General features: G+C 38.2%; 16 protein-coding genes. All 16 read left to right on the top strand.

What is annotated here, in order from left to right; genetic code table 11:
• Positions 1–10 precede the first annotated feature (10 nt).
• Positions 11–1,396, top strand: coding sequence for a hypothetical protein (locus HCB45_RS02305; protein WP_185618742.1), 1,386 nt, complete (start codon positions 11–13; stop codon positions 1,394–1,396).
• 22 nt (positions 1,397–1,418) lie between these two features.
• A complete protein-coding gene (locus tag HCB45_RS02300; protein WP_185318172.1) occupies positions 1,419–2,585 on the top strand; it encodes a hypothetical protein in 1,167 nt (388 codons plus the stop codon).
• Between the two features lie 106 nt (positions 2,586–2,691).
• Positions 2,692–3,156 carry a YaaR family protein gene (locus HCB45_RS02295; RefSeq protein ID WP_003721824.1) on the top strand — a complete coding sequence of 155 codons (465 nt, stop codon included), beginning with the start codon at positions 2,692–2,694 and terminating at the stop codon, positions 3,154–3,156.
• 9 nt (positions 3,157–3,165) lie between these two features.
• Positions 3,166–3,594: a Myocilin gene (locus HCB45_RS02290; RefSeq protein WP_185318174.1), complete on the top strand. Its 429-nt coding sequence runs from the start codon at positions 3,166–3,168 to the stop codon at positions 3,592–3,594.
• Between the two features lie 19 nt (positions 3,595–3,613).
• Positions 3,614–5,134 (top strand): flagellar hook-associated protein FlgK, encoded by a 1,521-nt coding sequence (gene flgK, locus HCB45_RS02285; protein ID WP_185618571.1) that lies wholly within the window; start codon positions 3,614–3,616, stop codon positions 5,132–5,134.
• A gap of 11 nt (positions 5,135–5,145) precedes the next feature.
• Positions 5,146–6,021 carry a flagellar hook-associated protein 3 gene (locus tag HCB45_RS02280; protein ID WP_185318176.1) on the top strand — a complete coding sequence of 292 codons (876 nt, stop codon included), beginning with the start codon at positions 5,146–5,148 and terminating at the stop codon, positions 6,019–6,021.
• Positions 6,022–6,032: 11 nt separating this feature from the next.
• A complete protein-coding gene (locus tag HCB45_RS02275) occupies positions 6,033–7,322 on the top strand; it encodes a flagellar hook-associated protein 2 (RefSeq protein ID WP_185618570.1) in 1,290 nt (429 codons plus the stop codon).
• 18 nt (positions 7,323–7,340) lie between these two features.
• The gene (locus HCB45_RS02270) at positions 7,341–7,727 is read left to right on the top strand and encodes a flagellar export chaperone FliS (RefSeq protein WP_185318177.1); all 387 of its coding nucleotides are present in this window, start codon (positions 7,341–7,343) and stop codon (positions 7,725–7,727) included.
• Positions 7,699–7,980: a hypothetical protein gene (locus HCB45_RS02265; RefSeq protein WP_185618568.1), complete on the top strand. Its 282-nt coding sequence runs from the start codon at positions 7,699–7,701 to the stop codon at positions 7,978–7,980. The genes HCB45_RS02270 and HCB45_RS02265 overlap by 29 nt, the downstream gene beginning before the upstream one ends.
• A gap of 20 nt (positions 7,981–8,000) precedes the next feature.
• Positions 8,001–8,402: a flagellar basal body rod protein FlgB gene (flgB, locus tag HCB45_RS02260; protein ID WP_185618566.1), complete on the top strand. Its 402-nt coding sequence runs from the start codon at positions 8,001–8,003 to the stop codon at positions 8,400–8,402.
• Positions 8,403–8,413: 11 nt separating this feature from the next.
• Positions 8,414–8,824: a flagellar basal body rod protein FlgC gene (gene flgC, locus HCB45_RS02255; RefSeq protein ID WP_185618564.1), complete on the top strand. Its 411-nt coding sequence runs from the start codon at positions 8,414–8,416 to the stop codon at positions 8,822–8,824.
• 16 nt (positions 8,825–8,840) lie between these two features.
• Positions 8,841–9,137, top strand: coding sequence for a flagellar hook-basal body complex protein FliE (fliE, locus tag HCB45_RS02250; protein WP_185318180.1), 297 nt, complete (start codon positions 8,841–8,843; stop codon positions 9,135–9,137).
• Positions 9,138–9,204: 67 nt separating this feature from the next.
• Positions 9,205–10,854 (top strand): flagellar basal-body MS-ring/collar protein FliF, encoded by a 1,650-nt coding sequence (fliF, locus tag HCB45_RS02245; protein ID WP_185618562.1) that lies wholly within the window; start codon positions 9,205–9,207, stop codon positions 10,852–10,854.
• Between the two features lie 2 nt (positions 10,855–10,856).
• On the top strand, positions 10,857–11,963 hold the full coding sequence (locus tag HCB45_RS02240; RefSeq protein WP_185318182.1) for a flagellar motor switch protein FliG: 1,107 nt from the start codon (positions 10,857–10,859) through the stop codon (positions 11,961–11,963).
• Positions 11,950–12,642, top strand: a complete 693-nt coding sequence (locus HCB45_RS02235; protein WP_185318183.1) for a FliH/SctL family protein — start codon at positions 11,950–11,952, stop codon at positions 12,640–12,642. Before HCB45_RS02240 ends, HCB45_RS02235 begins: the two co-directional genes overlap by 14 nt.
• Positions 12,639–13,940: a flagellar protein export ATPase FliI gene (fliI, locus tag HCB45_RS02230; RefSeq protein ID WP_185618561.1), complete on the top strand. Its 1,302-nt coding sequence runs from the start codon at positions 12,639–12,641 to the stop codon at positions 13,938–13,940. Before HCB45_RS02235 ends, fliI begins: the two co-directional genes overlap by 4 nt.
• Positions 13,941–13,949: the final 9 nt, after the last annotated feature.

The following is a 13,949-nucleotide window of genomic DNA, read 5'->3' as shown; positions in this document are numbered from 1 at the left end:
ACTTGGACTGATGACAATTTTATTTTGGATGTTTTTTTCGGTTCAAGTATTCGCGGCAGAACCGGAACTTCCGATGATTTCACTTGAAAAGGAACAGCAGATTTTTACGTCAGGTGAAGTGATTTCGTTTCATATCGAAAATGCGGAAAAGATGAAAATCGTTTTAGTGAATGAACAAGGACAAAAAAGACTCCTAGAAGACCAAACATATACGGTGACTGACTTTGATTTGGAGGGAAGTTACCGCGCAGAATTTTACGCAAACGACAACCCTGAAGCCATTGTTACTGTAGATGATTTATTCCAAGTGCGACAACTGAAGGAAGTTGAAAAAGATGAAACGGCGCCTAGTTTAACAGATATTACCATCACACATGACAAAGATGTTTTAAATACGAGTATCCTTCATGTGTCTCTGGATTTAGTCGATGTAGAAACAGGTATAAAACAAGCGATATTAGTTGTTCATAGTGATTTGAATGATGCAGAAGCTGAACTAATACAAAACAATTGGACTGGGAAATTTGAAGGCAAAGTACCATTAGAAAAATTTCAACCAGGAGAAAAACTCACTTTTCAGTTGAAATTAGTTGATTTTGCAGAGAATGAAATCACGATTAACTTAGAAAACACGATTCAGATGTATCAGCCGAAAGAGCCTCATCTAAGTTATGACGACGTTGACATCACCAACGACGAGAAAAAAATCGTCCAAGTTGGCAATCAAATCAAATTAACGCTCGACAAATATACAACCGAATTTCCAGAAGCTGAAACGGAAAGTGGTATAAAAATTCCACTAAAATGGCAAAAAAACGCCAACGAATGGATTGGAAGTCTCACTTTAACAAAAGAATTTTCCGGTGAAATTATCCATTTTCAAGGAATGAATATTGCAATGCTTGTTCGCTCCACAAGTGAGCCATTTGCGGAGATTAATTTAATCAATAATACGATTTTAACTGGACTAATTAATCGGGATTTTGCTTTAATTTCAGCTTTATCCGTCGAAGTAAATGGTCAAACATTCCGCACCGTTAGAACGGATAATAGTTTCAAAAGTGCGGAAATCTCATCAACCGGAAAAATCATATTACACTGGATTGACTGGGACGGCCGGGCTTATGCTAAACAATTGAGTCAAGAAATCAAACCAGTGATCCCTATACCAGATAAAGAAATAATTGCACCACCACCAGTTATACCAAATGAAAAAGAGCCAATACTTACAAAGCCTGCCCCTAAACCATCTACTGAATCCAGCGAAAAAACTCCAAAGAAGCAGGCTAAAAAGGAAACCTCAACTAAAAACAAGTCAAGTAGTATCCCGTTTTGGATTCCGGCACTCATGATTATAGGCATTATTATTTTTTCAGGTAATAGAGCAATGAAATAAAAGCAGAAGTGAGGTGGACGGAATGAAAATAGATGGCATTCAAGAATCCGCAGAAAATCGTAATCAGCTCGAACGGGAATTAATTAAACAAAATCCATTATTAAAAGAAGGTAGTGCAAAGGCACAAATGAATACAGAAGTCGCGGTACCAAAAACGCCACCAGTATCATTTTCCTTTAAAGAACTAAGCAGTTTGCAATTAAACGGCACAACAACCGCAAATTTAGAATTATATATGAAATTAATGATGAATAACGCCAAAAAAGCGAATGACTTAATTTTTTACGTCATGCGCGCAGGTATAAAAAATCCAACTGACTCGGCAAAATGGCAAACAGTCAGAAGCGAAATCAGCAGCCAATTAAGCACCATCTTAATGAAACAACACAATTTTGAAGCATACTTTTCTGAAAATCCAGCCAACCAAAAATTATTTTTAGCAAATCAAAAAATTATGAACGAAATTTCCTTTTTGCTCAAAATGTTACCAACTTTAACATTTGAAACAACTGGGAAATATGATTTTTTACGTATGATGCAAATAGCTTCTGGCAATATGGAGACAGGAGTTCAAATGTTGCGTGAGTTCCAAGGGCATATTGAGCATGCGACGAGACTAGATCCCATTGTTGATGCTAAACAAGAAACAAACTGGATGATTAAAGTGTTACGTGAATTTGGCAATATGTTCCAATCGCGCCACTTATTACCATATGAATTGCAGGCGGAAAACATCAATATTTGGAAGTTAGGTAGTGAATATTTAAAACTAATGAACCAACTTTTACCTCAAATTGGTGCATTTCCAAACGGGAATATCAAAATTTTTCACCAACAAGCAACCAAGCCGTTAACAGAACTTTTTCAAGAACTGCAAAGATTAGCGGACGGGCAAATGACGCAAGGTGGAATCGCCATTATTTTAGACCGGATGCAAGGCCAACTTACACGACTTGCACAACTGTTTCAAAAAATGGAAATTGAAGCGGGCTTTACAGATACTGAACGAATTTTAGGCAGTGTGGACGCAGAATTTGCGAGCGATATGACGAAAATGATGCTACTTGCACAACAGGAAATGTCTTTTTTTGATTTATTAGTAAAAGACTTCCGCAGTGTCTCTAAACAACCAATATTTTTTATGATAGTTGCTATATTTATTATTTTATTATTAATTATTTTATTTTAAAAAAGATATTTTTTGAAAAAATATATACTTTTTCAGCTTGTTTCAGTATAATTAAATAGAAAAATAAGGTTTAGAAAGCGAAAATGAGTTTTTCGGGGGAAAAAGGATGAATAATGTTTCAATTGGCCAAATTTCGCAGTCCAAACAGACGAATGTAGTTAGGGGAATACAAGAATTAAATCAAACACAACAGCTTTATTTTGAACAAATGAAGGCAAATGGCAAGAAACAAACTCCTTCCCTGACTGAAATTAACGAACTAATCACGAATGTCACAGATAAAAAGTCACTCGTTGAAATGGATATGACGGTAGATAATGTTTTGAGCTACAAAAAAGCAGTCCAAACATTTTTGAATTTTTATGTGAATAATGTGATGGATTACGACAATATCGAAAGCCGTCATCCCAAATACGGGTTTTCGCAAAAAATGACGATTTTAAAGCAAGTAGAAAAACAAACCAATGAACTAGATGATGTAATGAATTTAATTGATACAAAAACTGGACATTTAGATATGCTAAACCGAATTGGTGAGATTACTGGCATGATTCTCGATGTCGTATTGTAGGTGATGGGAATGCAAAATGAATTAATCAATCAATTAGAAATCTTAATCGAAAAAAATGTCAAAGCGACTGATGAAGCGATTTTATTAGGTAAATTAGTGCAAGAAGAGAACTGGATTGAAGCAGAAGAGCGCCAACTAGGGCTTCAGCGCGAACTTGCTGGTTTACAAAACGAATATCACGTTTTAAAAACAATTATTGGCGAAGATAATACACTTAGAAACTTACAAAAAACATGGACACCTGCTGAAAATACATTTATTGATGAACGTAAAAAAATGCTGCTTGAAAAAGAAAGCTTTTTACGAGTAGCCGTTTCTGAAAATCAAATTAGAACAGAAATGCAATTAGCTTTTTCGGAACATATGGTTGATGTTATTACGGGGCACCACGCGGAAACACAAGCAGAAAATAATATGATGATTAACGAAACTTTTTAAGTAAACGGAGGGATTTTTTGTGCGTTTAAGTGATTTTAATACGTCATTATCGGGCATGTCAGCGGCGCAAATCGCTAATATGGTCGCTCAGCAAAATATTAGTAATATGAATACGCCAGGTTATATTAGACAAGCTGTGGATCAGACAGCGGTTTACGGTGACGGTGGTCTGCTTGGTGGGAAACAGACGGGCTACGGAGTCAAAGTGACAGACATTAAACGTCTAACAAATACAGCGCTTACGACACAATACAATAACCAAATCGCCAAACAATCCGCTTCGTTATATCAAAGTGGGGCGCTCGGTCAAGCACTTAATTTATTTGGTACTCCCGGGAAAAATACCCCAAGTGATAATTTAGATAACTTTTTCACCGCTTGGGCTGCATTAGCAAAAAATCCCGATCAAGCAACGAATACAACAGCACTTTTATCCAGTATGACGATTTTTACTGATCAATTAAATCAACTTCATTCTGGCTTAAAGGAATTAGAAACAACGATAGCAGCAGATACAGACGCTGCGATTCAAGATTTAAATACATTGATTAAAAAACTAGGCAGTATCAATAAAGCAATCGGAAATGCAGGTTCTAATCCGCCGAACGATTTACTTAACCAGCGCGATCAACTGCTTAGTGCGATGTCGGGCTATGCTGGTATTTCTGTTAGCACTCACCCAAATAACCCAGATGTATACGATGTGACAATTGGCGGGCGACTTGTCGTACAAGGTGATGAAACAACTGAAATTACCTCGACACGAACAGCGACAGGCTTCGAATTCTCCGTGGACGGTCAAAAACTCAATATGCCAGAAGGTTCCATCATCGCTTCTGTACGAGTTAACCAAAATGAAATTAAATCTTACCAAGAAAAAATCGAAACATTTTCAAATGGCTTAGCAAAAGCATTAGATGATATTCAAGTCAAAAACGTCAATAAGACAATGGACGACTTGCAAAAAATCAATGATGCTCTCCAAGCAAATCCGAATGACGAAAAATTACTTAGCAACCGCGAAGAACTCTTACGTCAATTAGAAAAATTCCCTGGTGTGACTCGTTCTGGTGATACGCTGACGATTGGCGGAGTTGACCACGCGATTGACACGCTTGGTACAAGTACATATGTAACTGATGTGAAAGATTTTTCGATTCCAATTTTCACCCAAAGCTCTGGTAAATGGATTCTGAATCCCGCAATCACTAGCAATGCTGAAAACAAGCCATTCTTAGGCGTTATTGCGCCAGATATTGCATCTTTAAAAAACGATAAAAATATTCAAGGAACGACTTTCCCAAGTTTCATGGATGGAATCATTACAGAAGTTGCAACAGATGCGAGTAAAAGTAGCGCAACTTCTACAGCAGACACGCAAGCTTTAAATTCCCTTTCTGAATCAAAATCATCTCTTGAAGGAGTTAATATTGACGAGGAAATGACCAATATCATGCAATACCAAAGCTATTATGTGGCCAATACGAAAGCCATGAACACAGTGAACGATATGATGAAAGCTCTCTTAGCCATGTTATAAGGAGGAAAATAATGCGAATTTCAACGAATCAACAAGCAAATTCAATAATTAATCAGCTGAATAATGTCTCAGGAAACCTTGCAAAATACCAATTACAAGTATCTTCTGGGAAAAAGTATGAATCGATGAGCGAAAACCCTGGTGCTACAGCGCAAATTTTATCCTATAATCACGTGCTTAGTCAGCTAAATCGCGAAAAAACGGACGTAACCGAAGCGAAATCACTATTAAATACGGCAGAAACATCCCTTTCGTCCATGTCTACATCGATGAACCGGGTAAATGCTTTAGTCTTGCAAGCAATTAACGGTACGAGCGATAAAGACAATATGTCGCAATCAGCCGAAGAAATCAAAGGTTTACTTGATGTTCTTCTTTCTGTTGCTAACTCAGAAGACGATGGCAGATATGTTTTTAGTGGTTCTAGTACAAGCGTGAAGCCATTTACAACTGATAAGACAACTGGAGAAATCATCTATAACGGAACGACAGAAAATAAAAAATTCCGCGTAACGGACACATTAGAAGTAGAAGTTTTTCATGATGGTAGCGCGATGACGGATGTTTTTAACAACATTCAAAAAATCGTGGACGCAATGAAAAGTGGCGATAAAGATGCTTTGTCTGCCCTACAAGAAACAAATAGCAAAAATATCGAAATTATTACCAATTCGATGACAAATATCGGCGGACAGAAAAACGGCGTGACAGCCTATGACAATGTACTTTCTAGCAAAATTGTTGATTTCTCCGAACGAAAATCTAATGTCGAAGAAGTCAATATGCCAGAAGCTGTAAGTAATTTAAACAAAACGTCTATCGCTTACCAAGCCGCACTGCAATCCAGTGTGATGGTACAAAAATTAAGCATTCTAAATTATATGTGAGGTGAAACCAAGTGGGAAGTTCGATTGCAAGTAGTTTAATGGACCCAACGCAATATTATTCGCAATTTATTAGTCTTCAAAAAGCCAGTTTAGAAAAAGCAAAAACACCTTACCAGAACCAAATTTCCAGCTACCAATCACGGATTGATCTTTATGCTAGTTTGAAAAACGCTTTATCTGACTCGCTCAAAACGATGAGCTCTTTCACTACTTATGAAAGTAAAACCAAACTTGCGACTTCATCCAACGAAACAAGCTTTACCGTTTCATCAACTAGTAGCTCCGTTAACGGCAGTTATTCTATCGAAGTACAAAACTTGGCGACCGCAGACACTTACAACAAAGCAGTACCTGATATTGAAGCGAAAATTGGTGTAAGTGGAACAATTAAAATCAACGGCAAAGAAATTAAAGTTGATGCGGATAGCTCGATGAAAAATGTCATGAACTCTATTAATAGCGCTGGTGCCAAAGTAAACATCTACACACTAGGCGAAAATATGGTCGTTACTGCTTCCACTACTGGTGTTGAGAACAGCATTAAATTTGAAGGTGATTCGGCAGTTTTAGAAGCGCTTGGTTTAGTACAAAATTCACCAGATCATTTAGCTGCAGAAGATGCTAAACTGAGAATCAACGGAGCAACTGTCACAAGCGCTACAAACAAAGTAACCAACTACATTCCAGGCGTAACAATCAACCTCAAAAAAGAAACAACTGGCGCTGAAAAATTAACGATTCAAGATCAAAGTGATGAAAAAGCAGCCAGCATGATTACCAGTTTTGTAAATACATACAATGCATTAACAAGCACAATGAAAACGTACACGGGAAAAGGAACCATTTTACAAGCATCGGCTGCCGACCTCGAAGCCAATCGCGCCCTAAACAACGTATTTCAACATAAAAAAGACAGAAATACATTATTTGATTTTGGGATAAGCGTCGATAAAGAAGGCGTTTTAAAAGTAGATGAAACTGCGATGAAAAAAATGGTAGCGGAAGATCCAACCGCCGTCGAAAGATTTTTCTTTGGCATTGGTGGAATTGGCGATGAACTTTATCAATCTTTGAACAAAACATTTGGCTCGACAGGCTTTATCAGTGATGAAACAACTTCGATGACGAATGAAATTAATAAATTAAATCTCAAACTAACCGACATTACTAGCCGAAATGATACCTTACTAACGAATATTACCGACCAGTACAACAAATGGCTTGAAATGATGCAAGCTATGCAAAGCGACGCCATGACGCTAGACGCACTCATCGATGGCATGAACAGTTCTAATAAATAAAAATGGTAGGTGAAAAAAATGCAAGCTTGGAAACGATACACGCAAAATGAATTAAATACGAGCAACCCCATTAAAAACACCATTTATATATACGAACGTTGTATTATTGAATTTAAAAAATTAGACAAAGCACTCAGAGAACTACATTTTTCCGAAGCCGATCTTATTCTTGATAAAATGGAAAAAATCTTTGAAGAATTAAAATTACAATTAAATCCAGAAGCCGGCCAAGAACTTTACGATAACATTTTTGGCTTATACGAATGGATTTCTGAACAAATTCGCCAAATGCAACTACTAAAACAACCTGTTAATATTGATACCATCATTCACGTTATCACGCAGCTTAAAGAAGGCTACGAGGGAGTGATGAAACATGAATCAAGCAAAGACACATTTGGCTGAGTTAAAAGCGCTGTTTCACTCGACGGGACAATTAAACGTTAACCTCGAAGAATATCAAGCGAAACTAAATGAACTACTAAAAAGTGCGGAACATCTACCGAAAGATACAAAAGAAGTCATTTTAAAAGAAACGAGAGATGTTATAAATAAAGGTATTCTTTTCACCCAAAAACAATTAGAATCCACTGAAAATGCTTTTTCTGAAAATAAAAGTCGCAATGCCGCCAACTTGAATTATGCGAAATTTTTCTAAAAGAAAGAAGGAAATCACAAGTGGAAAATTATACCACGCATATTGGCAACTACTTGAACTATCTTCAAACAGCGAACCAAGTAGTTTCAAATAATATCGCGAATGCCAATACGCCAAATTTTAAAGCAAGTGAAGCGAGTTTTGAAGAATCACTTGGCTCGAGTTTGCGAGCATCCGGTTCGAACAATATCGAATCAACGGGAAATTTAACGAAAACGAACACCAAGCATTTAGCCGGAACCGATATAGACGAAACAAATGCAAAAATAACCACCAAAAGCGGCTCCATCAACGAAGACGGCAACAATGTCAATGTCACTTCTGAAATGATTAGCTTAACTAAAAATAACCAAATGTACGCGCTCGCTATCAGTGCACTCAACTACAATTCATCCATCAACACAGCAGCCCGTGGAAAGTAAGGTGAAGACCTATGTTTGAAGGAATCAATACAAGCGCCTCTGCGTTAAATGCTGCGAAACAATGGATGGAAGTAAGCTCCAATAACATCGCGAATGCTGATTCAAGCGCCGCACCTGGTGAAACACCTTTCCTTAGAAAACGCGTCGTATTATCCGAAATTACACCATTTGAAACAGCTTTAACAGGTACAAAAGGTGTTAAAGTAAGCGAAATATCAAGCGATACAGGAAGCGTCAAACGGGTATATGATCCAACCCATCCTAACGCAAATGAAGCAGGTTACGTCAATTACGCGAATGTGGATATGACAGCAGAAATGACCAATTTGATGGTTGGACAAAAAATGTACGCGGCAAACACTTCCGCTTTGCAAGCGAATGAAAAAATGATGGAAAAAGATTTAGAAATTGGCAAAGTATAAAGGAGTGTTTTAAGAAATGGCAATTGAAAGTATTAATGCTGCAAGCGTCTTACCTAAAGTGACGCTTGGGGAAACCGCGAAAACAGACAATGCGACAGGTGCCGGAAATACCTTTACGCAAATGCTGGATAGTATGAGTGATACACAATCAAGCGCGCAAAATTCCGTCTCGAACCTTTTAACAACTGGAGAAGGAAACGCAAGTGATGTACTCATTCAAATGAAAAAAGCAGAATCAGAAATGAAAACTGCTGCGGTCATTCGGGATAATGTAATCGAAAGCTACAAACAGCTTTTAAATATGCAAGTGTAGCGGTTAGACTAGTCGGGGGAGTTTTAGTCAATCGTCCACACGAGAAAAATGGAGCGAAGTTTTTAAGATGGCAAAAATAAAAACAATGTATTCGAAATTGAAGAATTGGCACAAAGGCGCGATTTTAGTCGGCCTTTTTGTCGTAGTCACGGTGTTATTACTCTACATGAACACGCCCAAAACAGAAGTTACCCTTTATAAAAATTTGTCCGAAACAAGCCAACAACAAGTCACCGATCAGCTAGCCAAAATGGGCGTTGATTATACTGTTGACAAAAGCGGCAATATTCTAGTTGATGAAAAAGTGGAGACGCTTGTTCGTGACAAATTTGCTGACTTAGGAATCCCTTATACAGGCCAAGATGGTAATGATATTCTACTAAACAGCTCGCTAGGAGCCAGCGAAGAAGATAAAAAAATGCAAGAAAAAGTTGGTACAAAAGTCAATTTAGAAAAAGAAATTGTTCAAAGTTACGGAACGACCATTGATAGCGCTTCTGTACAGCTAACTTTACCAGAATCGAGTTCAATTTTTGAAGAAGCAAGCCAAAAAGGGACTGCCGCAGTAACACTCAAAACCAAAAATAATCAAACCTTAACAAGCGAACAAGTTCTCGGCATTCAGCGCACTGTCAGCGCAGCAGTACCAAACGTAGCTAGTGATGATGTAGCGATTATCGATACGAAAAATGGCGTTATCTCAGAAGCAGACACATCCAAAGAAGAAGGTAGCTCTGCTTATAAAAATGAAGTCGATATCCAAAACGCGATTGGAAAAAATGTGAAATCAGATATCGAAGGTACACTTTCAAGCATTTTTGCGCTAGATAATTTCCGAGTAAATACAAATGTCACAGTTAATTTTGACGAAATCAAACAAAATACCGAACATTATCCAAACGACGGCAAAGTACGTAGCAACCAAAAAGATACATCAACAGACACATCAAAAGGTTCCACCAATACGACGGAATCAGGAACCGCCTCAAACGCTGACGTACCAAATTACACGGAACAAAATGGTGACGATACAAACACATATACAAGCGAAAAATCAAGCGAAACAACGAATTATGAATTAGATTCTACTATTCAAGAAATAAAAAAACATCCAGCCTTGGCAAAAACAAATGTCGTTGTTTGGGTGGACCAACAATCGCTCAATAAAAATGGTGTTGATATGGCTGAATTTACGAAAGCTATTGGAGTTTCAGCAGGACTCACACCTAACATGACGACCGAAGAAGCTGGTGAAGGCGGTGAAGCAGCCACACCAACATTTGAAGGAACCTTCCAAAACGGCGACGTGACCATTATGCCAATCCAATTTTTAGATAATCAAACACCAGTAGAAAAAGATACTACCGAAAAAGCAGAACCAGCAAGTAAAGCTTGGGTTTGGTGGCTTGTAGGAAGTTTACTATTTGCCCTAATTGCAGCTGGAATAATTGCCTATATCATCTTCTTGAAACGTAAAGAACAAATAGAAGAAGCCTTAGAAGTAGAAGAGAAAGACTTCATCCCAGCTGAAGAGGCGATAGTTAATCCAGAAGAGCATCCAGACTTCAACTTCCAAACAGACGCATTTGATTTATCAGAACCAGAATTAAAAGCTCGCAAAGAAAGCTTGAAAAATAAACTCGGTGAGATGGCCAAAGAAGACCCAGGGCGCGCCGCAGCAGTCATCCAAAAATGGCTCAATGAAAGGCAGGAATAAAAATGGCAGAAACACTCAAAGAAACCTTAGAAGGAACAAATGCTGAACTAGAAACTGTCGAAGTAGAAGAAACAGAAGAAAAAACAACTACTTCCGCAGATTCAGGTATTTCAAGACGTGAAAAAGCCGCACTTATTATTTGGAGCCTCGATGAACAAATCGCGACCGAAGTGGTAGATTTGCTCCCTGATGCATCCAAACAACGCCTTGCACGAGAAATGGCCAAAATGAAAGAAATGGACGGCGGTGCAGTAGAAGAAGCAACGAGAGAATTTTTAGGAGAATTAGAACTTCTTTCTGGAGGAATTGCTAAACTCGACCGTGAACACTTACAACGCTTGTTCCCAGACATGACAACTGAAGAACTAAATCAACTCATTTATGGTGTAGAAGCAGAATCACGTATTGGCGAAACCGCGCTAGATATTCTACGCGAAATTGATGATGTTGATTCCTTGTTTACAATTATTAGCGATGAATCGCCACAAACTATCGCGATGATAGCCTCATATATGAAACCAGAAGAAGCATCGAAACTTCTAGCCTTATTGCCGGAAGAAAAAATGATTAACACCGTTATTGGTATCGCGAGCTTAGAACAGTTTGATAGTGAAGTCATGCAAAACGTATCTAACTTATTAAGAATTAAGCTCGACACAATGTCGAATAGCTCATTGAACAAAACAGACGGCATAAAAAATGTTGCAAATATCTTAAACAACGTTACCCGCGGTTTAGAACGAACAATTTTCGAACATCTCGACGCCGAACAAGCAGAACTTTCCGAACGTATCAAAGAGAAAATGTTTATGTTTGAAGATATTATTCTGCTTGATAACATGACCTTGCAACAAGTGCTAGCAGAAATTCAAGATAACAACAAAATCGCTCGTGCACTTAAAAATGAAAAAGAAGAACTCAAAGAAAAAATCCTTTCTTGCGTATCAAAAAACCGTCGCGATATGATTACCGAAGAACTAGAAGTCCTTGGTCCAATCAGACTTTCCGATGTCGAACAAGCCCAACAAGATATCGCCAATGTCGTTAAAAATCTGGAAAAAGATGGCAAAATAGTTATCCAACGGGGGGAACAGGATGTCCTTATCTAATCCGCGAATCCCAAAAGGTAAAGTCACTTTATCCGACGTGAAAATGGAACTGTTTTATTTAGATGATATAGAAGAAACAGAAGAAATCGAGTCACCATATTCGAAAGAACTTGAACAACTAGAAAACCATCAAAAAGAACTCGAAAAGCATATGTCAGCTATTGAAATTGAACAACAAAAGCTAGCAAATGAAAAAGCGGCACTAAAAGCTGAGCGCCAAGCCCTTGAGGAATTAAGACGAGACGCTGAAGCTGAAATCGAAGCAAACAAACAAGCTTTTGAACAAGAAAAAACACAGCTTTACCTAACAATTACCGACTTTTTGTGGGATGAAAGCATTGATCTCGCAGAAAGAATCGTCCACCAAGCAATTGACACCCGCCAAATTGAAGTCTTACCAATGCTAACCGAAGTTATTCAAAAACTCCCAGTAGCTTTCGACAAACTAAATGTCACCACCCACCCAGAAACATTGAAAGCACTCAAAGAAGAAAACACAGGCACAAAATACGACTGGCTTTTAGAAAATATCCATTGGAACTTCGATATGCGACTTGAGTACGGCGAATTTACTGTAGAAGAAGAAAAAGAATACTTCGACTACCGCATCACAGAAATTTTCCAAACCTTACATAAGCAAAATGCAGAACGGAAAATTCTAGGAGGCGATAAACCGTGAATTGGTCGCCAAAAACCGAGGCTTGGCAAGAACTAAAAAACACCGTCCCATACATTCAAAAAGGTAAAATTCATACCGTCCAAGAACAAGTCTATATTTCCAAAGGCCCCCAAGTAAAAATTGGGGACACTGTCATGGTCGGCGAAAATAAAGTGCTCTGCGAAGTGATTTCTATCGAAAAAGAAAACAATATGCTACTCCCATTTAATCAAAGCGATAAAGTGGCGTATGGTGACTGGGTGTACGTAACAGATACGAAAATCACTATTCCAGCCGACGAATTCCTCCTTGGAAAAGTCCTCAACGCATCCGGTGACATATTAAACGAAGAAGCTGGAACTGCTAAATTTAAACAAAAGATGCCACTTGAAGCACCGCCAATCCATGCCTTTAGCCGAGCAGAAATTACGGAGACACTTGAAACTGGCATCAAAGCAATTGATGGAATGCTAACCATTGGTATCGGGCAAAAAATTGGTATTTTTGCAGGATCGGGTGTTGGTAAATCAACTTTACTTGGAATGATTGCTCGTAACGCCAAAGCAGATATTAATGTGATCAGCTTAGTCGGAGAACGTGGTCGTGAAGTAAAAGATTTCTTGCGTAAAGATCTTGGTGAAGAAGGGTTGCGTAAAAGCGTTATTGTCGCAGCCACTTCGGATGAAAGCCATCTCATGCAACTGCGTGCTGCCAAACTTGCTACTTCCATTGCAGAACATTTCCGCGATCAAGGAAAAACCGTCCTATTAATGATGGATTCTGTCACTCGTTTCGCCGATGCAAGAAGAAGTGTTGATATTGCAGTCAAAGATTTACCAATCGGTGGAAAAACCTTACTAATGGAATCGTATATGAAGAAATTGCTAGAACGTTCTGGTAAAACGCAAAACGGCTCGATTACAGGCATTTATACAGTACTCGTAGATGGGGATGATATGAATGGCCCAGTACCCGATTTAGCGCGGGGTATTTTAGATGGACATATCGTTCTCACCCGTGAACTTGCAACCAAAAACCACTATCCTGCCATTGATGTCCTTAGCTCCGTTAGCCGGGTAATGGAAGAAATCGTTCCAGAAAGCCAGTGGAAAACTGCGTCAAAACTTCGCGAATGGATGAGTATTTATCAAGAAAATGAACTATATTTCAAACTTGGAACAATCGAGCAAACAAGCGATAATGCGGCTATTTTTACTAGTAAAGAAAAGTCCTATTTTATCTATCAATTTTTAAAGCAATTGCGAGATGAAAGTGTAACACTTGAGGAAACAAGTAAGCTGATGGAAACATTAGTATAACAAAGGAGT

Source organism: Listeria farberi (genome assembly GCF_014229245.1).
In the GTDB taxonomy this organism is placed as follows: Bacteria; Bacillota; Bacilli; order Lactobacillales; family Listeriaceae; genus Listeria; species Listeria farberi.
Note: the sequence above shows the minus strand (reverse complement) of the source record. Positions and strands in the feature narration are given on the sequence as shown.

What these genes read in the sequence shown, in the direction of transcription:
- HCB45_RS02305 (WP_185618742.1), top strand. Translation starts at nt 11, where the DNA reads ATGACAATTTTATTTTGGATGTTTTTTTCGGTTCAAGTATTCGCGGCA.
- HCB45_RS02300 (WP_185318172.1), top strand. Translation starts at nt 1,419, where the DNA reads ATGAAAATAGATGGCATTCAAGAATCCGCAGAAAATCGTAATCAGCTC.
- HCB45_RS02295 (WP_003721824.1), top strand. Translation starts at nt 2,692, where the DNA reads ATGAATAATGTTTCAATTGGCCAAATTTCGCAGTCCAAACAGACGAAT.
- HCB45_RS02290 (WP_185318174.1), top strand. Translation starts at nt 3,166, where the DNA reads ATGCAAAATGAATTAATCAATCAATTAGAAATCTTAATCGAAAAAAAT.
- HCB45_RS02280 (WP_185318176.1), top strand. Translation starts at nt 5,146, where the DNA reads ATGCGAATTTCAACGAATCAACAAGCAAATTCAATAATTAATCAGCTG.
- HCB45_RS02270 (WP_185318177.1), top strand. Translation starts at nt 7,341, where the DNA reads ATGCAAGCTTGGAAACGATACACGCAAAATGAATTAAATACGAGCAAC.
- HCB45_RS02265 (WP_185618568.1), top strand. Translation starts at nt 7,699, where the DNA reads ATGAATCAAGCAAAGACACATTTGGCTGAGTTAAAAGCGCTGTTTCAC.
- flgC (WP_185618564.1), top strand. Translation starts at nt 8,414, where the DNA reads ATGTTTGAAGGAATCAATACAAGCGCCTCTGCGTTAAATGCTGCGAAA.
- fliE (WP_185318180.1), top strand. Translation starts at nt 8,841, where the DNA reads ATGGCAATTGAAAGTATTAATGCTGCAAGCGTCTTACCTAAAGTGACG.
- fliF (WP_185618562.1), top strand. Translation starts at nt 9,205, where the DNA reads ATGGCAAAAATAAAAACAATGTATTCGAAATTGAAGAATTGGCACAAA.
- HCB45_RS02240 (WP_185318182.1), top strand. Translation starts at nt 10,857, where the DNA reads ATGGCAGAAACACTCAAAGAAACCTTAGAAGGAACAAATGCTGAACTA.
- HCB45_RS02235 (WP_185318183.1), top strand. Translation starts at nt 11,950, where the DNA reads ATGTCCTTATCTAATCCGCGAATCCCAAAAGGTAAAGTCACTTTATCC.